Below are 22,028 nucleotides of genomic sequence, written 5' to 3' on the forward strand. Positions count from 1 at the left end.
GTAAAATGTAGTAATTGTATTAGAAAAATATAAAAAATATAAGAAAACATATTGACAATATACTAAATAAATAGTATATATAATGTACACCATATTTTTAATATACATCACATATTTAGAGTATATCAGATGCCTGCATAAGATATATGTTGGGTGCATATATTTCTGATTCTTTAGCCTTTTGAAGAAGGTATTTATAGCGTTTCTGCTCAGAATTTAATTGATATATATAACAATCTATAAGGTCTGGGTCAGTTGCGTTATCAAAGTTGGCATATGCGGCACTAAGCGCAGCCTTTGTCATATTAATTTCCTCAACAAGATATTTTTCATCATATGTAGCAGGATTTTTTTTCTTGCTGAACATTTTCAATAGAATTACCTCGTTTCCTCTTTTTTTATAAGTATAGTCAGTAATTGGTAATTCTATACATTAAACAGAATAATAGAGTTAAGACAACTGTATTGTGGTGGCAATTTATATATAAAGTTGTCTGATAAGATATGGGAGAATTAAAGAGAATATGACAGAGCAGTACATAAGATACGCCGCTATGTTTATTATCATAATGATGGCGGTGATTGATGATTACAGACGTTTTAAGGTGTCGAATAGAATTATAATTGCAGGAATGGTTATTGGTGTTGTTATTAATATGGGAAGCCTGATGTATGGAGGTGATGTGAGAGGGTATATATATGGCGGTATGGCAGGTTTTGCAATTATGTATATGGTGTATATATTTGGCGGCGTAGGTGCAGGAGATGTTAAGCTTCTTGCTGTGTGCGGACTGCTGATTGGTGTTACATATATTGTGAGGTTGATATGTGCGGCTATGGTATGTGGTGTATTAACAGGTGTATTAGAGAATGTTGGCGTAATTAAAGGCAGACAGGGTGTATGTATAAGAGATAATGTTTTAATAAAGCAGGGAAGACATACAATACATAGATTTCATTATACATATGCCTTGTGTCTTGGAGCGGCAATTATGGTGGTATTAAATATTAAAGCATAAAGCTGTAGATACTGTAATTAAGATTATATAGTGTATGGAGGAAAGTGTATTTGGCAAAAGATAATATATGCGTGATATATGACGATGATGAGAGTTATGCCAAAAGGCTTATGGGAATAATTAACGACAGTAAGGATATTCCCTACAGGGCTAAAGTGTTTACCAAAGAGGAGGAGTTTAACAGATACATTTTAGCTAATAAGACAGATGTGTTAATGGTTAATGAAGAACAATACACATATGGCATTAATCATGAGGATATTAAGACAGATGATAACAGCGTTATTGTTCTGTGTGAAGATGAGAAAGAAGCAGGAATTATTAATGATAAGAAAGAGAAAGGGCTTATCGGTGTGTGCAAATACCAGCCAGCTTACCAGCTTTTAGGGTCAATTACAAGACAAAGACCAGATAGAACGCAGAGGGTTGAGGATATTACCAGATATATCGGAGTGTATGGCTTTAATTCGACTTTAAGAGTGACTTTGGCAATGGTTATTGCGGCGGCATATTCTAAAAAGGGACGGACACTTTTTATCAATCTTGATGAATTCTCAGGCATTGAGCATATTATGATGTCTGACGGGTGTAGTAATCTGTCAGATGTATTCTATATGTTTAAGCAGGCAGGAGAGCATTTTACACAGCAGATTAGAGAATGTATAAAGGCGAATGAGTTATTTGACTATATACCGGCTGTGGTATGTGCTGATGATATATCGTATGTTAATGACAGGCTTATAAGTGGTCTGCTGGATGAGCTGGCACATAATTTAAAATATGATTATATTGTTGTTAATATATCAGAGGGAATTAACAAGCCTTGGAGCATTATGGGAAGATGCAGTAATGTATATATATCTGACAGTGGAGATTATATAGAGAATTGCAGATTTAATAATCTGAAAAGATATTTTATTGAAAGCGGGAAGGAAGCTATTGTTGACAGAATGATGAGAATTAATCTTAAGATGAAGGATACAATGGATGAGGGTTTTCTTAAAAGAATTATGTATACAGATGCGTATGGTTATGTAAGTTCTTTATTAGATATGGTGTAGAAATGACATAGAAGAAGTTAAGTATAGCATAGGGAGTAAGTATGAATAGCAGGCATTATGGAAGAATTATTCTTTGAATTAAAACAAAAAGTCTATGAAAAGCTTGATATTAATCTGGACGTGTCCGATGAGGATTTGTATAAGGTAATAGATGTATGTATATATGAGATTTCACAGCATAGGGCTATATCTGTCCATAACAGGGAACTTTTAAGGCAGCAGCTTTATAATTCAATTAAACGTCTTGATATATTACAGGAGTTACTGGAAGATGATGATATAACAGAGATAATGATTAATGGGTATAAAGATATATTTATTGAGAAGAAAGGCAGGATAACTAAATGGAATAAACAATTTGAAAGCAGAGAGAAGCTTGAAGATATAGCACAGAGAATAGCGGCGATGTCGAATAAGACAATTAATGAAGCGATACCTATTGTAGATACAAGGCTGGCTGATGGTTCAAGAGTGAATATGGTATTATCGCCGATAGCCATAGATGGACCAGTCATAACGATAAGAAAATTCTATGATACGCCAATAGATATTGACAGATTAATTGAGTTAGGTTCTATAACTAAGGAAGCGGCAGATTTTCTTGAATTACTTGTAAAATGCCGTTACAACATATTTGTTTCTGGTGGCACAGGAAGTGGTAAAACAACATTTCTTAATGCACTGTCTAATTTTATTCCCAAAGATGAGCGAGTTATTACAATTGAAGATTCGGCTGAATTGCAGATCCAGGGGGTTGGCAATCTTGTAAGACTTGAAGTAAGAAAGTCCAATATGGAATGTGATAATGAAGTCTCAATAAGAGATCTTATAAGGTCAAGCCTAAGAATGAGACCTGACAGAATAATTGTAGGTGAAACAAGAGGTGAGGAGGCTCTTGATATGTTACAGGCAATGGGAACAGGACACGATGGCAGCCTGTCAACAGGACACAGTAATAGTTCTAAGGATATGCTTACAAGATTAAGGACAATGGTTCTTATGGGAATAGATATGCCAGCAGAAGCTATTGACAGGCAGATTGCTTCTGCAATAGACATAATTGTCCATTTAAAAAGAATGAGGGATAAGACAAGAAAGGTATGGGAGATTACAGAAGTATGTGGTTATAAGAATAATGAATTTGAACTTGTTCCATTATATAAGTACGTTGAGGAGGGCGAAGATAAAAATGGAAAGATTATTGGCACACTTAAAAGACAGAATAACAGCCTTAAGAATACTGAAAAGCTTGAGTGGTCAAAAGACACAGGAACAATGCAATGTAAATCTTAATAAATTTATTAAACGGGCACATCTATCTGGTAGGAATGATTACATTTATCTTTTGCAGGCAGTATTGATAGTAACTGCTGTTTCTTATGTATTTTATGATAGTTTAATTCCAGTAATAATATTCAGCCCTTATGTTATTTATCATATTAAAAAGCAGAGGTTTAATGAAAGGTATCAGAAGGATAATGAGCTTATAAGACAGTTCAGAGATGGGATGCAGGCAGTCTCATTTGCGTTGAATACGGGTTACTCAATTGAGAATTCATTTGCAGAGGCATTGCAGGAACTGGTTATGCTGTATGGACAAAATGCAGTAATTGTTGCAGATTTTAATATGATTGTGAACAGAATAAGAAGAAATGAAAATCTTGAAGATATATTAGACGATTATGCAGCAAGTACCAATCTGGATGACATAAAATATTTTGCTGAAATATTCAGATATGCGAAAAGGAGCGGAGGTGATGTAATAGGAATTATAAAGCAGACCTCGCATATAATTCACGAAAAGGCAGAAGTCCAGCAGCAGATAGATACAATAATTACAGGAAAGAGGCTTGAGCAAAGAGTTATGGTATGTATGCCGCTGGTGATTACATTATATCTTAGATTAACATCTCCTGAATATATTGATGTTCTTTATGGCAATGTTATGGGAATTATAGTTATGACAATATGCCTTCTGATATATGCCGCCGCAGTTATGCTGGCACAGAAAATAACAGACATAAATATATGATACATATGATACGGCAGGTGGATAATATGAGGAGTGATTTAATATATAAGATAAGTGGAGTGTACAAATGGAAATAAAAAGACCAGAGCCGGGTGAAGAACCTGAACAGATAACGCTTGACGTTAAAGATGAGAATAGTGGAACTACTATAAGCATAGATACAGTTATTAGTCCAAGAAAGATGACTTATGAGGAAACGATGTCCTGCTTTGACAGGGCATATGATGAATTGCTGGATATTTTGCAAAAAGATAATGATTCACTGGATAATATTGTTATGTCAATTCAGTTCCCTGACAGCTTATGTAATGGGATTGTCAATATACATATATATCCGGAAGATTACCGGATTATAGATTATGACGGAACGGTATATAACGAAAATATTGGTGCAGGTGAAAGTGTAGAAACAGCATTGAATTATGTAATGTCGTATGAAGATTATACAAGAAACGGAGTAATAGATATTAATGTTAAATCATTAGGGGAAAATCCGCATAGTATGCTAACGACAGATAAGCAGACACTTAAAAGAATTATAGACAACGCATTAAATGAAAATGAGGATAAAGCTGTTATAGAACTGCCGGATACAATAAACAACACCAGTGTTACATATGCCTATGTGCAATCACAGACAGGAAGTAAGAATAATCTTTTATTTGCAGCTATGATTGTAATTGCTGTTATAGTGCTTATTTATTACAAGAAGAAAACCAAAGCTAAAGAGGAACAAAAGCTTAGGCAGAAGCAGTTACAGTATGACTATTCAGAGGTTATATCCAAGCTTACGCTTCTGCTTGGTGCAGGAATGACAGTACGCAGGGCGTGGGAGAAGATGATAGAAGATTATATGAGGAAAAAGAAAAGTGCTAAAGATGAGAGAATTGTGTATGAGCAGATGTATATAACAGATTGCCAGATAAAGTCAGGTATAAGTGAATATAAGGCTTATGAAGAATTCGGACATAGATGTCAGACAAGAGAATACCTGAAATTGGCATCACTATTACAGACTAATATAAAGAAAGGAACAAAAGAGTTAAAAGAATTATTATATCAGGAATCCTATGATGCATTTGAACAAAGAAAGAGCCTTGCAGTTAAGAAAGGAGAGGAGGCAGCAACAAGATTATTAATGCCTATGTTTATGCTGTTGATAGTGGTAATGATAATTGTTATGGTGCCAGCAGTCATAAGCTTTCAAGTGTAAAAATGCAGGACAGGTCATAAAAATAAGTTACAAGAACAGGTAGAAGTTCTGTTTATGTGAAGATTGGTATCGTTGCGTGCAGGATACTAATCTTTCAGGAAGCAATACATAACTTTAAGGAGAAATATATACATTGTAGGAAAATGTATAATTTTTGGGAGAAAATGTATGCCTTGTAGGAAAATGTATAATTTTTGGGAGAAAATGTATGCCTTGTAGGAAAATGTATAATTTTTAGAAAGAAATGCACGCAGAAAAGAGGATAAATATGGGAAATAGAATAGCACAAAATGTAATAATAAAGTCAGTTAAGAAATTCTGGAATGAAGAAGATGGAATGGGTGTTGTGGAAATAGTTCTTATTACAGTTGTTCTGATTGGCCTTGTAATAATATTTAAAAGCCAGATAACATCATTAGTCAATAAGCTTTTATCAAAGATGACTTCCCAGGCTAACAAAATATGATAGCTGTCAGTAGGGGTAATAATGCTGTTAGTTATGGTGTCAATAATATACATAATGCTGTTAATTGTGATGTCCATAATATATATAATGCTGGTTGTGGTATGAGCAGTGATATGTGTAATAAGGACATTTTACATATATCATTGCCGGCACAATTGACAGTTATGGCGGCAATGGTATTAATGGTTGTGATTTCCCTGATTACAACGTGCATTAAGTCATCACTGCAATCAGGGTATTATACTGTTGTTAAACAGAGCTGCAGGTTGTCGGAGGAGTCAGTATTTGCAAGTTATAATAACCAGCTGCTTAAAGATTTTAATATATTTGCATTGAATAAATCGGACATACTCAATAATAAACTGTGCAGTTATATTAACGAAAATATAAGCAGTTATTCACCAGATATAAGCTTATCAGATTGTGCTTTTAATATGTTTTCGTATATGACAGATAATGAGGGATATGGTGTCGAGGAGCAGATTGTTAAGGCTATGGAATATGGAATGTATAGCAATGTGCTTGATAAAGAACAACAGTCTATTCTAAGTGGCGAAGAACAGGAGAATGTCCAGAATGATAAAGAACAAGAGTCTGTTCAAGCTGATAATGAATGTAAGTATGTTAGATGTGGTGAAAATTTAAGTGAGGCACAGGCATATTCTGAGCAGTTTATGGAAGATAATGAAAACTTAAAAAAGGATCTGGCTGATATGTTAGAGCAGTCTGATGATGGTGATATGCAGTATGAAGATAGACAGAAAGAACAGATTAATACTTCGTTAAATGCAGTATGGCAGTTGTATGAATACCTGAAGTCAGGAATTTGTGAGACTGTGACAGAAGGCAGGATTTCTAACAAATATATAGAAATACAGGAGCTTGCAGATGAATACATTAAGAGCCGTGACATTTCTTTTATAAATAAAGATGAAATAAAAAGAAGTATCGAAGCAAGTGGGAATGAAGATACATTAAAGAAAAATGTATTAAGCACGGAATATGTTGCGAAGCATTTTATCTGTTATACGGACACATCACCGGGTGATAATGACAGAGCAGGAAGCAGTGCTTTATTAGATTATGAAATGGAATATATTATTGGAGGTGAACATAATGACAGAAAGAATGTATACAAGGTAATTAATCAGTTATCTGTTATAAGAGAGGGTGTTAACCTATCTTATCTTATAAGTTCACAGGATAAGATGTCAGAGGCTTATATGCTGGCGGCGGCACTGGTGGGAGTTACGGGCTGTGATCTGGCAGTCAGGCTTGTGCAGTACATTATTGTTTCGATATGGGCATACGCTGAATCTATAGTTGAGTTAAGAAAATTGCTGGCAGGAGAAACAATAGCTCTTATTAAGAACAGGGATAACTGGATATTACAGCTAAGTTCATTAGTAGATGAAAAGCTGAATTTGCAATCCCTGATAAATAATATTACATCATATGAGGCTGTGAATAATAATAAAGTTGAGGAAAATGGCAGGGATAATAGTATTGGTTATAAAGAATATTTAAAGCTGTTAATTATGTTTATGAACAAATCGGACAGAAATTACCGCATTGCAGCATTAATGGAATTAAGAATGATTATGTATGGGCACAGCGGATTCAGAATGAAGAATTACATATATGCAGCTTTCGGAGCTGCACATTTTAAGATGAATGGAACAGGCAGTGTGTACAGGCAGAAGCTGTCATACAGTTATATTTAGCAAATGTGCCTTTCTACACAGAATAAGTTGGTTGATTATATTTAAGAAGGGAGGAAAGATAAGATTTACCCGCAGAAAAAAGAAAATGGAGTGCATAGTATTATGCGGACAATCCATAACTACAGGAATTTAATAACGCCAGTAATTAATAGAATATTATCAAGAACCATAAAGTGTAGCAAGGCACATAACTTAAATGCTTCGGCAAGTGTGGAGGGAGCAATTGTAATTCCTCTGTTTATATATGCTGTTATGTCAATTATGTTTATTATGCAGGTTATAGCAGTGCGAATCCACATCAACAATGCCTTTTATGTGACATTAAGAAAATGTGCAGGCTATGTATATGTTTATGAAAATAGTGGAAATGTCCCAAAGGGAATGGTGGCAGAGACAATAAGACGATTGCTTATAGACGAGATAGGAACAGATTATGCTGCTGACCATAACATAATGGGTGGTAATGCCGGAATTATGTTTATGAGTTCTAAGATATTAAATGACAATTCAGTTATAGATATAAAGCTTACATACAGTATCAAAAATCCTTTTGATATATTTGGTCTGTCTACAATAAGAGTTACCGACAGAAAGAGGATAAATGCGTGGCTTGGGGAGGATAAAGATAATTTTGCAGGAAATGTGTCAGATAAAGAATATGTGTACATTACAGCCGGGGGCGAAGTATATCATACTAATAAGGAATGTACATATTTGTTAAGATACATATTGGAGGCTGACAGGTCATGTATGGATGTTTTAAGGAATGCTTCGGGTGCTAAATATTATTCGTGTGAACATTGCGGACAGACAAAAGATACAACATCAATTTATTATACATTATATGGGACAAGATACCACAGCTCGCGTAATTGTACAGAACTTAAAAGAAATATTCAGAAAGTCAGTAAAGACAGTGTCAGTGACCGCAGGTTGTGCGAAAAGTGTCAGGAATAAGACAGGGGGAGCAGATGTTAAAGACATTATATTTGATTATATGGCTTGCGGCGATGTCATACGCAGATATAAAAAGAAGAAAGATTAACATTATAAGTATTGTGGTTATGGGAGCTGGTATTATTATGCTGCATTTAGCAGACGTTATTGATGGAAGTGAATTAGAACTACATTTATTGATTAGAGATTATTATATTCCGGCAGTTATTATAGGAGCAGGTCTTTATATTATTGCACGGATCACACATATAACAGGTGAGGCTGATGCAATAGTAATAGCATATATAACTGTGCTTAAAGGAATGTATATAACGATACAGACAGTGTTGTTATCTATGTTTCTAATAATTATCGCCGGGGGAACGTTGATAGCAGGAGGAAGAATGAAGCTAAGGACGTCTATGCCATATATACCATTTTTATTGGTGTCATTAGTGTGTTGTGTTATTGGCGGTGGAACTATATTAAGAACTTTATTACAGTAACAGTTGTCAGTGTTTAAGAAATGGAGAGATGTATGAAAGTAGTAGAAAATGCAATTATTGTTCCGATATTTACAATGATAATTATTGCACTGATAAGTGTTGGGATTTATATGCACGATAGGATAATCATAAGGAATATGGTGAGTCAGATATCGATAGAGTATGAAAAGGAAAGTGATATTACTGCAAGGAAAGAGCTGATAAAAAGAGGAGAGAGGTATGCGGCAGACAGGACTATGTTCCTTCGGGATATAAATATATATGATGACAGGGTATATCAACAGGACGAAAGCATAGTGTGTAGTGCCAGTTTTCCGGTTATAGGAAGTTACGCAGGTATGTCAGATATATGTAATATTAGTGAAAATGTAAATAAAATAGATAATGCCCGGTTGATACGAAAGACAAATGCTCTTATGGAGGTGGTTGGATAATGAGCCAGTATTGTGGTGAGGATTTAAGCATTAAATATGAAAGAAATAATAATATAAGTTATGCGGTGGTTGATATAACTGATAGCAATGAGCTGGTTGAGTATGAGATGAAAATGCTTATGCGAAACAGGCCTGATTATTTTCTTCAATTTTCCATTAACGAGATTAATTCAAGAAAATGTATATATTATGATATAACTTCAAAACAGCAGTTAAGCACATTGCTTGAATATGGCAAGGTTAATATGTCTGATGTGCAGTCATTGCTTGGCAACATATCTAAGATGGCAAGAGTTGTAAATGAATATATGCTTAATCTTGATCGTGTAATATTAGACCCAGGATGTATATATATTTCTTTAGTAGATAAGAAAGTGTATTTTATGTATTCCCTGCTGGATAATAATACGGATTTTTATGGGAAAATGCGAAGCCTGTATGAATATATATTAGAAAGATTTGACCATTCAATTGAAAAAATAAGACTTGTAAAATTCTATGAAGCGTACCAGAGAATTCTCGTAAGAGATTACACACCATATAATCTTATGCAGTTATTTGAAGATAATGAAGATGAAAGTAATTCGGTGGATAAAAGTGGTTCTGATAATACGGCGGAGGGTGGTGAGTATTCTAATATTATCAATAATACAGAGGGAATGGCAGGCTCTAAGGTTCTCAATAATGCTGATAGTGTGGTAAATTGCAGGGGTGCAAATAATAATGAGAGCACCGTCAATTCTAAATTTCGAAGAAAATCGGATAGTGTACCGGATTTTAGTTCCCAAACAAATATTAATAAGGGAAGCAGTGCTGATGAGCCGCATACAGATATTAAAGATAAAAGATCATATGCTAATGGGAAGATATTATCAGCGGTAAGACCGGAGCCAGTTGGTGTTGAAGAGCATAATAAATGCATTGACAAAAAGACACAGCTTATATTAAAGGCAGTGGCAGTTTTATTGTTATATAACTCAGCGGCAAGTCTTTTGTTTCGTAGTTATGCGGTTGTAAAGCTGGATACAGTTGTATCGGCAGCATTACTTATAGCTGGAATTGTGTTGTTCTATATTGCAGATAAGGCGGGTGTGCTTGTTGGAGATTTAAAGCAGGCGAAGTCAGAAAATGTCAACGAAATTCCGTATCGTTTTGACCTTAACGAGGAGATTGATAATAAGCTTGTAACGGCAGAGGTTATTAAAGATAATGAGGGAAATGTAGATAATAGGGCAGAAGAATGTGAGCATACAATTCTTTTAAGTGACTATCTTAAATCACTGGCAGAAGAAGATAATAAGAATAATAAGCTTTGCCTTCAAGGTCTGACAGATGATTTGTTTCCTGATGTAAGACCTGATAATGGAGAATATGATAATGTTAATAATACCATTGGTCTGTGTAAGTTTCCCTGCACAGTTGGAAGCATCAGGGAAGCTTCTGATGTATACATAGACAATCCGGTTATAAGTAAGCTTCACGCCTGTTTTTCGTATGGCGATAAAGGTTTCTTTGTAGAGGATATGAATTCGACTAATGGTACTTATATTAATGGTGAGAGACTGAAGGTGCATACAAGAGTTAATATTAATAATGGAGATATATTAAAGTTTGCGGCGTATGAGTTCAAAGTAAGTATAGTATAAAGTAAGTGTATAAAGTCAGTACAGTAAATGTCGCCAAAATCTAATACTTGTGTTACAATTATCGGAAAGCTTAATTGATAACAGGTATATTTGGGAGGATATTAATTATATGAATGTAAACATATATTATGGTGGACGAGGTCTTGTAGATGACCCGACAATTGTCGTTATTAACAGAATCCAGGAAGTGTTAGAGGAACTTAATGTTCACGTTACAAGGTATAATCTTTATGAGATAAAGAATACAATTACAACTCTTTCGCAGTCAGTAGTTGAGGCAGACGGAGTTGTGTTTGCTACTACAGTTGAGTGGGTTGGTATGGGAGGCTATATGCAGACACTTCTTGACTCCTGCTGGCTATATGCAGACAAGAGCAGAACATCATCTACGTATATGTTTCCGGTGGTTATGTCAAGAGCATATGGAGAACGTGAAGTTGTTACAGCACTCAGCAATTCGTGGGAGATAATAGGTGGAGTTGTAGGCGAGTCATTAAGTGCTTATGTAGACGATACAACAGATTTTGAATTTAATAACGAATATAAAGAGATAATCGAAAAATATGCTGAAAATATATACAGAACCATATCAAAGGGCTTAAGAAATCTTCCTTCAAGCAGTCAGACTATAAGAAAGAATGTTATTAAAGAGGTTGTTAATTTCACACCTCAGGAGAGTGAACAGCTATCTAAGTATGCATCTGATGATGAATTTGTTAAGACACAGAAAGAGGATATAGAGTCACTTGCAAGCATATATAAAGAACTTCTTAGTGATGAACAGAATGGTGGAGATGATTATTATCTTAGCGTATTCAGAAATCATTTTAAGCCACAGCTTAATTATAATGGCAGGTATATGTTTATGATAAGCGATAAGGATAAGAATATTATAGTTAATGTTCAGGGAAGCAATCTTACAGTAGAGTTTGGTCAGGATATGGAAGCTGATGTTATTGGTAAAATGTCTAAAGAAACCTTTGACCGCATAGTTCAGGGGAGAATTACATTCCACAGGGCATTTATGACTGGAGATATGACAGCCAAAGGTAATTTCAGAACATTAAGAATGTTAGACGAAGTATTTAATTTTGAAGATTAAAAGCGAAAACTGTAGTTACTACATCATTATCGGATATGATATTCCAGTCAATGCCGCTTAAAAGGCATATCTGGTTCACAATTGAAAGACCAAGACCAGTGTGCCCCTTGTGTGTTGTGTAGAAAGGCTTGCAGAGCTTACTTTTAAGTCCAGGTCTGTTACAGTTATTATCATTAATGTCATTGTTAATGCAGGAGCTGATATTGTCAGGCTGGTAAATAGAGCTGCCGTTATTGGTTTTATTACTTCCTATTGAAAGAATCAGCTTATCTTTAATGTCAGGTGACATTATAGCGGACAATATAAGTATACAATTGTTACAGTTACGCTCACTGGCGGCTTCGTAAGCATTATCAATGATTTCTTTTAAGGCAATATTAAGATAATGAGAGCTGGCATATATTGAAGCTGAACTACATTCCAGGCTGATATTAGAAGTATCAAGGGCTATAAGACCATTGTATCTTGATTTGATATATTCGTTAATGTTGTTAATGATATCAGATAGAGTACAGCTTACCGTTTCGCTTTGCTTGAAGCTGTATCTGTAGATAGATGTTCTTTCAAGATAATTAACAAGTTCATCTATTGTTGAACCCATATTATTCCAGAATTTGTTACTGCGAAGTTCATCATTGCGGCTTGAAAGAAGCTGGTAGCAGGTCTTTAAATAGGCTGCCTGGTTCTTGATTTCGTGAGAGATTACAGAGCTTTCTTCAAGGGCGGCACTGCATACGCTGTTAATTGCATCAGATAACTGTTTATTATCACTACAGTTATTGGATATAGTTGTATATTCGTTAAAAGTTAGCATTACAATCCCCATTCTGCCATTTGGCTGTACTTTTTTGTCTTTTAAAGCAAATAATATTGTAATCCACCTTGCTTTAAGTTATTATACGAGTATATACTGAAACATAAAATAAGTAAATAATAAATGGGAGGAGATATGCTCTATGAAAAAAGATGATTGCATATTCTGCAAGCTGGCTAATGGAGACATACCAACTAATTCATTATATGAGGATGATATTGTAAAAGTTATATTTGATGCAGGTCCTGCATCAGATGGACACGTTTTAATTCTTCCAAAGAACCATTATGATGACATATATTCTATGGATGAAGATACAGCAGCTCATATATTTAAGGTTGCTACAAGGATTGCCAAAGCATATAAACAGTCATTGGATTATGAAGGACTTAATATAGTACAGAATAATGGCGAGGCAGCAGGCCAGACAGTATTCCATTTTCATATGCACATCATTCCTAGATATAAGAATGATACAGTTAATGTAGGCTGGAAGCCGGGAGAAGCTAAAGAAGATGTTATTAATGCTATAAAGAATAAGGTTACACCTTATTTATAAAATATAAGCATATAATTAATAGCTAGATGTTTAATAACATATATAATATTCAGGAGGAACAATAATCAATGGTTAAGTTAAGCAAAGGTGGGGCATATCTCATTAATGGAACAGAAATTATTGAAGATAGCCAGACAGCATTAGCACAGGTAGCTGCTAAGACAGGCAGTAATATCACAAGTGAAGAGGCGGCAAAGAATACAATTGCCTATGGAATTCTTAAATCACATAATACCTCAGATAATATGGACAAGCTTAAGATAAAGTTTGATAAGATGACTTCACACGATATTACATTCGTAGGAATTATACAGACAGCAAGAGCATCAGGACTTGAGAAGTTCCCAATACCTTATGTACTTACTAACTGTCACAACAGTTTATGTGCAGTAGGTGGAACAATTAACGAAGATGATCATATGTTTGGACTTACATGTGCTAAGAAATACGGCGGAATATATGTACCTCCACATCAGGCCGTTATTCACCAGTTTGCAAGAGAAATGCTTGCAGAAGGCGGCAAGATGATACTTGGTTCAGACAGCCATACACGTTATGGTGCACTTGGTACTATGGCAATGGGTGAAGGTGGACCAGAGCTTGTTAAACAGCTTCTTAATAAGACATACGATATTAATATGCCGGGTGTTGTAGCTATCTATATGACAGGTGAGCCAATGAAGGGCGTAGGTCCTCAGGACGTTGCACTTGCAATTATAGGTGAGGTATTCGCTAACGGATATGTTAAGAATAAGGTTATGGAATTCGTTGGACCAGGTGTGTCTAACTTAAGTGCTGATTTCAGAATTGGCGTTGATGTTATGACAACAGAGACAACTTGTCTTTCATCAATATGGAGAACTGATGAAAAGATTAAGGAATTCTATGATATACACGGAAGAAGCGAGAGCTACAAGGAACTTAATCCTGGCAGTGTCGCATATTATGACGGAGTTGTATATGTTGACCTTAGTAAGATTAAGCCAATGATAGCAATGCCATTCCATCCAAGTAATACATATACTATTGATGAACTTAATGCTAACCTTGAGGATATTTTAAGAGATGTAGAGAAGAAGGCACTTGTAAGTCTTGACGGACAGGTAGACTTCAAGCTTACTAATAAGATTAAAGATGGCAGGCTTTATGTAGATCAGGGAATTATCGCTGGTTGTGCAGGTGGTGGATTTGAGAATATCTGTGCGGCAGCAGACATATTAAGAGGCCATTCAATAGGTGCAGACGAGTTCACATTAAGCGTATATCCAGCAAGTACACCTATATATATGGAGCTTGCAAGAAATGGACGTCTTGCTGACCTTATGGAGACAGGTGCAATTGTTAAGACTGCATTCTGTGGACCTTGCTTTGGTGCTGGTGATACTCCTGCAAACAACGCATTTTCTATCAGACATTCTACAAGAAACTTCTCTAACAGAGAAGGTTCTAAGTTACAGAATGGACAGATATCATCAGTTGCACTTATGGATGCAAGATCTATTGCAGCTACAGCAGCTAATAAGGGCTTCCTTACAGCAGCTACAGATTGTGATGTAGAATTCACAGGACCAACATATCATTTTGATAGTGCTATATATGCTAACAGAGTATTTGACAGCAAGGGTGTAGCAGACCCAGAACAGGAAATACAGTTTGGACCTAATATTAAGGACTGGCCAGAGATGGTAGCACTCCCAGAGAACTTAATCATTAAGGTTGTATCAGAAATTCACGACCCAGTTACAACAACAGATGAACTTATCCCATCAGGAGAGACATCATCATACCGTTCTAATCCTTTAGGACTTGCAGAATTTGCTCTTTCAAGAAAAGACCCAGCATATGTTGGACGTGCTAAAGAAGTACAGAAGGCAGAGAAAGCAAGAGAAGCTGGCGAATGTATGGGAGAAGCACTTCCAGAGTTAAGAGATATTATGCATAAGATTAAAGAAACTTATGATGTAAGCAAAGAAAATGTTGGTGTTGGAAGCACAATATTTGCAGTTAAGCCAGGTGATGGTTCGGCAAGAGAGCAGGCAGCATCATGTCAGAAGGTTCTTGGCGGATGGGCTAATATAGCTAATGAGTACGCTACTAAGAGATACCGTTCTAACCTTATTAACTGGGGTATGCTTCCATTTATAATAGATAAGGGAGAACTTCCATTTACTAATGGAGATTATATCTTTATACCTAAGATAGCTGATGCGGTTAAGAATAAGGCTACATCAATGAAAGCATATGTAGTTAACAAAGATATGAAAGAATTTGAACTTAAAATGGATGAGCTTACAGATGATGAGCGTGAGATAATTCTTGACGGATGTCTTATTAACTACTACAGAAACCATTAATATAAAATAGAGGCAGATAATGGCAGAACAGAATATACTCAATGGTGACCAGCAGGTTTTAGAGCAGATTCTTGGCGATATTAATGAACACGCTGAAAAGAAAGAACGTCTTGAGCGTATGTCAGTAAGTATCAGGGATATAACCAAGGAGATAGATAGCACCACTAAAGCTATGGAAGATGAGATTTCGTCAAGAATAAGTGAAAGTACGGACTCTATATGTGCAGGTTATGATAAAGCGGTTTCACAGGATAAAGACACAATTAAGCAGGTTCAGGCAGACAGAGATAAAGCTAAGATGCAGGGGATTAAAGAGCGAATAGCTTCTGAGACAGCATCTTTAAGAGCTGAGAATAAGAGCCTTCAGAATGAGATTAATGAAGCATTTATTCAGGAGAATATACCTCGTATTGTTAATAATTCATTTTTTATGGCATTATATATTTCAAGAAAAGTCAGAGATGTATTAGTGTATACTTTATTTCTGCTCATAGTATTTGCATTAATACCTGCGGCATTATATTTATTACCAGTCATACCAGCATATGTACCGGTTATATATGCTGGCGTGATGGGAATATTACTTCTTATAATTGGAAGAAGCGTATATATTAACCTTATACTTGCACATAAGGATACTATTATGGCGGCAAGGGATACCAGGTATAAGATAAGGGATAATAAAAGAATAATCAAAAAGACACAACATTCAATCAAGAAAGATAAAGACGAAGCTATGTATGGGCTTGAAAGCTTTGATAACAGAATTAATTCTATCGGTGATAATATTAAAAAGACCGAGGAAGAGAAGCAGAATGCTTTAAGGGAATTTGAAGAAACTGTAAAGCCGGACCTTGTTAAAGAGGTAGAGGGCAGATACTTAGATAAGCTTAATCTTATGAGAGAAGAACTTGCCAAGAAGAAAGATGAATATATGAAGTTAGATGACCTCATCAAACAGCAGAGAATATATATATCATCTAATTATGAAGCTTATCTTGGTAAAGAATTTGTTAATGTCCAGCGCTTAACAGAACTTGATAATATTATCAGTTCAGGAGAAGCACAGACTATTTCGCAGGCAATGGCTGTATACAAGAATAGGAAATAACCATCAGGCTATAGTTTTTGGGGTAATAATTAATATATTGCCCGATATAAGCAGTGCATTGAGTGCGTTAAATATTACATCAGCAAGCTGGATTATAAGGTAAAGACGGGTTGTCTGAAGTATGGAGTGATTAGAATTACTGGAAGAATTAACGATTCCGGTAATGTGAACAGCTCCGACTTCAGGCAGCTTTTTTTTGACCCCGAGTCCAGGTTTTAAAGGACCTTCTCCTAAAGTGATAAGTCCGATATGTTCTTCACGTCCAAGAGAAGCATCAATCGCAATAATAAAAGGATCAACAAAGGTTTCATTGATTTTGTCTATATATAGTTGAAGATTGCCTGCGTGTACAGGATGCATTAGATCTCCATATATGTAGAATCCACATTGAGGTGCCTTCTTTAGCTTGTACCCAATAAGAGGTCCAAGACTGTCGCCGGTTGAGCGGTCACTGCCAATACATAGAATTATGATTTCCTGATTAGGCTTCTTCTTAGTGTTTATTATTGACTTAAGTCGTATGCTTAATAATAAAGCAGCTTTTTCGCTGGAAGAATCAAAATAATAATTCATAAGACCTCACTTCTTCGCACAATTTGCAATATATTTTTAAGATAATATATTTAGTGGCATCAAAAAATATTACAAAAAATAAAATTAAATTATCCAGCCGACATATTATGATAAAATTCTTAAGTTTATGGTGCTATTATGCAAATATCAAAAGTGGACATACCTAATGCGGCAATACATATGTGCGCTGTCAGAATGTATTGTTGTGTGTCTATTGCTTAATATCAGCGCAGGAATGAGGAGGGTATGATTGAGATTATATGTAATAAAGATGAGTCGGATAAGAATTCGCACCATGTAAAAGAAGGTGTGACAAGCATAAGAAGACCAAAGAATATAAAGCAGATAGGTGATGTAAGCTCTGATAAGAAAATATACATAGAAGATTATGCGTTTACATACATCAATTCTATTGCATATAATAATCCAATGATAGAGCAGGCTGGCGTGTTATTAGGCGAGCTGCAGAAGGACAGTGAGGAAAAATGCGTATTTGTAAAGGGGGTAATTAAATCTGTTGTAGAGGATAAGGGGGAGAGAATACGTTTTGATGAAAATGTATGGAACAGAATATATTCAGATACAGAGAAATATTTTCCAAATCTGTCGGTTGTGGGCTGGTTTGCAGTTGTGCCAGATTTAACAAGTGAGAGAATGGCAAGGCTTAAGAAAATCCATCTTGATAATTTTGCGGGTATGATGAAGACATTATATCTTGTGGATACAGCCTGTAAAGAGGAGCATTTTTACCTGTATGAAAATGGAAGCCTTAGAAAACAGAAAGGGTATGTGTGTTTCTATGAGCGGAATTATGAAATGCAGGAATATATGCTTGAACGCAATGGAAAGAAATCCTGTGAGGATTCCAGGACTGATAAGGTTATGCAGACAATAAGAAATGTAATCAAAGAAAAAGATGAGCTGCACGAACAGAAGAAAAGCAATTCATTTATGTATGTTATGAGTACATTTCTTGTTGTGGTTATAATTGTTATTGGAATTAATCTTATGAACAGCTATGAGAAGATGAAGCAGTTCGACAAGTCGATTAATACTCTTATGAATCAGATGTCGGGAAATGATACAGACCAGTCAGACAATCAGGATGACACGGTTACAGTGAACAAGTTGTCAGGAGATGTGTATCCAACTAAAGGTGATACAGACACATCACAGAACGAAGATAATATGAAAAATGCGGATAACTACAGTAATGCAGGCAGTAATTCCAGCGGCACAGAAAGAAACTCCGGCAGTGCGAATAGTTCGGAAAGTTTGAATAACTCAGACGATGCGAATGGCGTGGGTGATGAGAACAGCTCTGACAGCAGCACGGCCCCTAAGACAGCACAGGGTGTTTCGTCTGGTGATGATACGGCGGCTTATACAGCTTATGTATATACGGTAAAGACAGGGGATACACTTATGAGCATATGCAAGAAGCATTATGGAACTACAACTAAATATACAGAGGTTCTTAAGTATAATGAATTAGATGATGCCAATGTTCTATATGTCGGACAAGAAATAAAACTTCCTTGAATATTTATGGGGATAATGTATAATAAAATCAGCTTTTAAGCCTTGATTATAATAAAGGGGACAACAGATGGCTGATATAATTTCAGGAAGTTCAAGATTTAATGGAGATAAGAACGCTCCGGCAAGAAAAGTAATACAGATGAATAATGTTTCGGAGGCGGCGACGCACGAAACGGAAGATGATGAGATTGTCAAACACAGAATAAAGAAGCATAGAAGACATATGGTAATAATAGCTGCTATTGGCGTGATTGTAATCGCAATTGCGGTAGTGCTTGTTATGAGGCTTATTGATGGATATGTATTTACCTCGTATTCAGTTACAGGTTCTCTTAACAGGGAAGATATTGAGTCTTCTGGCTATATAGCATATGGTGATGGTTATATAAGATACAGTAATGATGGTGCAGCATATTATACGGCCAAGGGCAAGGCACTGTGGAACCAGACATATTCTATGCAGAAGCCGCAGGTTAAGATATGTGAGGACTGTGTTGCAATAGGAGATATTAACGGCAATACGATATATATTTTTAATAAAAATGGCAATATAGGAAAAGTAGATACTTCACTTGTCATATCGCAGATTGAGGTTGCAGCTAATGGAGCAGTTGCGGCAGTGCTTGAAGATAATGAAGCTAACTACATCAATATGTATGACAAGGAAGGCAATAAAATCTACAGTGTAAAGACAACACTTGCAGGAGATGGATATCCGCTTGATATAAGTATTTCCAACGACTCAGCCAAGCTTATCGCCTCATATGTATATGTAAGCGGTGAAGAGATTAAGACTAATGTGGTGTTCTACAACTTTTCGGAGGTGGGACAGAATGAAACTGAGCGAGTTGTTGGTGGTTTCAATCATTATAATGACGTGCTTGTTGGAGATGTCCAGTTCTTAAGCAATAATATAGCGGTAGCAGTTGGAGAAAATGTAATAAGCATATATAAAATAAAGGAATATCCAAGTCTTGAAAAGGAAATACAGATAGATAATACAATAGACAGGGTATTCTTTGGCACAGATTATATTGGCCTTGTGCTGGATAACTCAGACTCAGGAGAATTATACAAAATGGTTGTATACAATTTTTCTGGTTCAAAGGTGTGTGAAGCTGAATTCGGAACACAGGTTGATAATATACAGTTTGATGGTTCAAGTGTAGTTATGAATAATTCGACTTCATTTTCTGTATTCAATCTTAAAGGAAAGAATGTTGCTAATATGAGCTTTGATATGCCGGCTAGTAAGGTACTTCCAACAGGTACAAGAGGTGAATATATATTAATTAACACCAAGTATATCCAGAATATTAAACTCAAGTAACTACAATTTAGATAATAAATAATGTCTGGAATGACTCAATGACGGATAATGAATTATATGAAATATAATGGTAATTTTATAATATTTAACAGGAGATGATATGGTACTAATATGCGTTGCGGCTATTTTATGTATAGCGGCTTTTAATGGAATGAAAAAAGGTGCAATAAGAATGGCGGCATCACTCGTTGCTATGATTATAACAATAGCTGTCACAACATTTGCATCACCAATAGTAAGTGAAAAAGTAAAGAATGATACGGATATGGACGAGCGTATTACACAGAGTATATATGAAAATATCATAAAAGACGGCAGGAAATATGGAGAAGATGATTCACAGGTTATAGACAGCAGTACTGTTGTATACAAGGATGCGATACAATCAAAGGTTGATGCCATAAGTGAATATATGAAGCTTCCACAGAGCCTTTCTGACAATATAACAGAGTCAGCAGCTATGAAAATACTAGACTCAGCTGGAACATCGGCTGAGGTTACAATAAAAGAGATGGCGGCACAGATATTTGCGGCACAGCTTAGTGCTATCATAATTAATGCAATATGCTACTGCATAGTATTTGTTATATTATACATAATTCTTAAGGTGTTTATGGGAGTGACAGGCGTAATAAGCAGGCTTCCGGTTATTCATCAGGCTGACAAATTGTGCGGAACAATAGCAGGTATAGTTGAAGGACTTATTATAGTGTGGGTAGTATTTGCAATAGTTACAGCATTTGGCAATAATGTATGGGCTTCGGATATACTTGCACAGATTCATAGCAGCAGCTTTTTGGAATTTATATACGATAATAATATTATAATGAAGATGATAATATCATAGACAGAGGAATAATATGCGTATAGCTATATGTGAAGATGATAAGATACAGGCGGGAACATTGGAACATCTTCTTGATGACAGATTGAGGGAAACAGAATGTGAAGCAGAAGTAGATGTATATTTTGGCGTAGATGACATAAAACGAGAACTTAACAATAAGCATTATGATGCTTATTTTCTTGATATTGAACTTGGGGCGGATAATGGTGTAGAGCTGGCAAAGAATATTAAACAGTCAGATATTAATTCAATAGTAGTGTTCACGACAAGCCATACAGATTATATGGCGGAAGCATTTGATGTACACGCTTTTAATTATATTGTGAAGCCTGTTACAATGCAGAAGGTGGACAAGATTGTAACACAGCTTGAAGAGGTTATTAATTCAAGAGATGACAAGCTTATATTCAGATGTAACAGAGAGTTAGTCAGCACATACTATGACGATATCGTGTATATGGAGTCGTCCAAAAGAATAATTAACCTTATAACCACTAATATGGAATATCAGTTCTATGGAAAGATTAATGATGTATATAATGAACTTCCAGAGCTGATATTTGGAAAGACAAGAAGTGGCTGTATTGTTAATTACAGATATGTAAGCAGGGTTGATAAATCCAATGTCTGGTGCAGGAGAGGCGTAGATGGCAAAGAGATAAGACTGGACTTGGGACGTGGAAGATATAACGATTTTATGACAGATTATACGAGCTATATAACATCAGAGAGAGGCAAAAGCAGAAGGCTCTGGTAGTT

Annotated in this window: 22 protein-coding genes; 19 read left to right on the plus strand and 3 right to left on the minus strand. The window is 35.6% G+C overall.

Going from position 1 to position 22,028, the window contains the following annotated elements:
• Nucleotides 1-115 precede the first annotated feature (115 nt).
• Nucleotides 116-367, minus strand: coding sequence for a DUF2508 family protein (locus tag BM157_RS06370; RefSeq protein WP_090140389.1), 252 nt, complete (start codon nt 365-367; stop codon nt 116-118).
• Between the two features lie 157 nt (nt 368-524).
• Here BM157_RS06370 and BM157_RS06375 point away from each other — a divergent pair, with 157 nt between their 5' ends.
• From BM157_RS06375 to BM157_RS06430, 12 genes are all read left to right on the plus strand, one after another.
• Entirely contained in the window at nt 525-1,019 is a 495-nt protein-coding gene (locus BM157_RS06375; RefSeq protein ID WP_055177515.1) for an A24 family peptidase, read from the plus strand.
• A 50-nt stretch (nt 1,020-1,069) separates the two neighbouring features.
• Nucleotides 1,070-2,080 carry a P-loop NTPase family protein gene (locus tag BM157_RS06380; protein WP_022502466.1) on the plus strand — a complete coding sequence of 337 codons (1,011 nt, stop codon included), beginning with the start codon at nt 1,070-1,072 and terminating at the stop codon, nt 2,078-2,080.
• A 57-nt stretch (nt 2,081-2,137) separates the two neighbouring features.
• A complete protein-coding gene (locus BM157_RS06385; protein ID WP_055306953.1) occupies nt 2,138-3,373 on the plus strand; it encodes a CpaF family protein in 1,236 nt (411 codons plus the stop codon).
• 64 nt (nt 3,374-3,437) lie between these two features.
• The gene (locus BM157_RS06390) at nt 3,438-4,112 is read left to right on the plus strand and encodes a type II secretion system F family protein (protein WP_022502464.1); all 675 of its coding nucleotides are present in this window, start codon (nt 3,438-3,440) and stop codon (nt 4,110-4,112) included.
• Between the two features lie 67 nt (nt 4,113-4,179).
• Nucleotides 4,180-5,325 (plus strand): type II secretion system F family protein, encoded by a 1,146-nt coding sequence (locus BM157_RS06395; protein WP_022502463.1) that lies wholly within the window; start codon nt 4,180-4,182, stop codon nt 5,323-5,325.
• Nucleotides 5,326-5,593: 268 nt separating this feature from the next.
• Nucleotides 5,594-5,791 carry a Flp1 family type IVb pilin gene (locus BM157_RS06400; protein WP_022502462.1) on the plus strand — a complete coding sequence of 66 codons (198 nt, stop codon included), beginning with the start codon at nt 5,594-5,596 and terminating at the stop codon, nt 5,789-5,791.
• The gene (locus BM157_RS06405) at nt 5,788-7,515 is read left to right on the plus strand and encodes a DUF5702 domain-containing protein (RefSeq protein ID WP_090140392.1); all 1,728 of its coding nucleotides are present in this window, start codon (nt 5,788-5,790) and stop codon (nt 7,513-7,515) included. The genes BM157_RS06400 and BM157_RS06405 overlap by 4 nt, the downstream gene beginning before the upstream one ends.
• Before the next feature lie 102 nt (nt 7,516-7,617).
• Nucleotides 7,618-8,472, plus strand: coding sequence for a hypothetical protein (locus BM157_RS06410; RefSeq protein ID WP_055306949.1), 855 nt, complete (start codon nt 7,618-7,620; stop codon nt 8,470-8,472).
• Nucleotides 8,473-8,486: 14 nt separating this feature from the next.
• Nucleotides 8,487-8,957, plus strand: coding sequence for a hypothetical protein (locus BM157_RS06415; protein WP_022502459.1), 471 nt, complete (start codon nt 8,487-8,489; stop codon nt 8,955-8,957).
• Nucleotides 8,958-8,989: 32 nt separating this feature from the next.
• Nucleotides 8,990-9,391 (plus strand): TadE family protein, encoded by a 402-nt coding sequence (locus BM157_RS06420; protein ID WP_022502458.1) that lies wholly within the window; start codon nt 8,990-8,992, stop codon nt 9,389-9,391.
• Complete coding sequence (locus BM157_RS06425) at nt 9,391-11,037, plus strand: DUF6382 domain-containing protein (RefSeq protein WP_090140394.1); 1,647 nt, start codon at nt 9,391-9,393, stop codon at nt 11,035-11,037. Before BM157_RS06420 ends, BM157_RS06425 begins: the two co-directional genes overlap by 1 nt.
• 109 nt (nt 11,038-11,146) lie before the next feature.
• Complete coding sequence (locus BM157_RS06430) at nt 11,147-12,139, plus strand: SCP2 sterol-binding domain-containing protein (RefSeq protein WP_022502456.1); 993 nt, start codon at nt 11,147-11,149, stop codon at nt 12,137-12,139.
• On the opposite strand, the gene BM157_RS06435 is transcribed toward BM157_RS06430, so the two are convergent.
• Nucleotides 12,123-12,953 carry an ATP-binding protein gene (locus BM157_RS06435; protein ID WP_022502455.1) on the minus strand — a complete coding sequence of 277 codons (831 nt, stop codon included), beginning with the start codon at nt 12,951-12,953 and terminating at the stop codon, nt 12,123-12,125. The two genes, BM157_RS06430 and BM157_RS06435, sit on opposite strands and share 17 nt — an antisense overlap.
• Nucleotides 12,954-13,095: 142 nt before the next feature.
• On the opposite strand from BM157_RS06435, the gene BM157_RS06440 reads away from it, so the two are divergent.
• From BM157_RS06440 to BM157_RS06450, 3 genes are all read left to right on the plus strand, one after another.
• On the plus strand, nt 13,096-13,512 hold the full coding sequence (locus BM157_RS06440) for an HIT family protein (protein ID WP_022502454.1): 417 nt from the start codon (nt 13,096-13,098) through the stop codon (nt 13,510-13,512).
• A 68-nt stretch (nt 13,513-13,580) separates the two neighbouring features.
• Nucleotides 13,581-15,866, plus strand: coding sequence for a hydratase (locus BM157_RS06445; RefSeq protein WP_090140397.1), 2,286 nt, complete (start codon nt 13,581-13,583; stop codon nt 15,864-15,866).
• A 19-nt stretch (nt 15,867-15,885) separates the two neighbouring features.
• Nucleotides 15,886-16,977 carry a hypothetical protein gene (locus BM157_RS06450; protein WP_055306944.1) on the plus strand — a complete coding sequence of 364 codons (1,092 nt, stop codon included), beginning with the start codon at nt 15,886-15,888 and terminating at the stop codon, nt 16,975-16,977.
• Between the two features lie 3 nt (nt 16,978-16,980).
• On the opposite strand, the gene yyaC is transcribed toward BM157_RS06450, so the two are convergent.
• Nucleotides 16,981-17,550 carry a spore protease YyaC gene (gene yyaC, locus BM157_RS06455; protein ID WP_022502451.1) on the minus strand — a complete coding sequence of 190 codons (570 nt, stop codon included), beginning with the start codon at nt 17,548-17,550 and terminating at the stop codon, nt 16,981-16,983.
• A 246-nt stretch (nt 17,551-17,796) separates the two neighbouring features.
• Between yyaC and BM157_RS06460 the strand changes: the two genes are divergently transcribed.
• The 4 genes from BM157_RS06460 to BM157_RS06475 all read left to right on the plus strand — a co-directional run bounded on the left by BM157_RS06460 (nt 17,797) and on the right by BM157_RS06475 (nt 22,026).
• On the plus strand, nt 17,797-19,092 hold the full coding sequence (locus BM157_RS06460) for a LysM peptidoglycan-binding domain-containing protein (protein WP_055177579.1): 1,296 nt from the start codon (nt 17,797-17,799) through the stop codon (nt 19,090-19,092).
• Between the two features lie 67 nt (nt 19,093-19,159).
• On the plus strand, nt 19,160-20,422 hold the full coding sequence (locus BM157_RS06465; protein WP_022502449.1) for a DUF5711 family protein: 1,263 nt from the start codon (nt 19,160-19,162) through the stop codon (nt 20,420-20,422).
• Between the two features lie 100 nt (nt 20,423-20,522).
• A complete protein-coding gene (locus BM157_RS06470) occupies nt 20,523-21,269 on the plus strand; it encodes a CvpA family protein (protein ID WP_022502448.1) in 747 nt (248 codons plus the stop codon).
• Between the two features lie 13 nt (nt 21,270-21,282).
• Nucleotides 21,283-22,026: a LytR/AlgR family response regulator transcription factor gene (locus BM157_RS06475; protein WP_022502447.1), complete on the plus strand. Its 744-nt coding sequence runs from the start codon at nt 21,283-21,285 to the stop codon at nt 22,024-22,026.
• Nucleotides 22,027-22,028 lie beyond the last annotated feature (2 nt).

It is taken from the genome of [Lactobacillus] rogosae (genome assembly GCA_900112995.1).
Classification (GTDB): Bacteria; Bacillota; Clostridia; order Lachnospirales; family Lachnospiraceae; genus Lachnospira; species Lachnospira rogosae.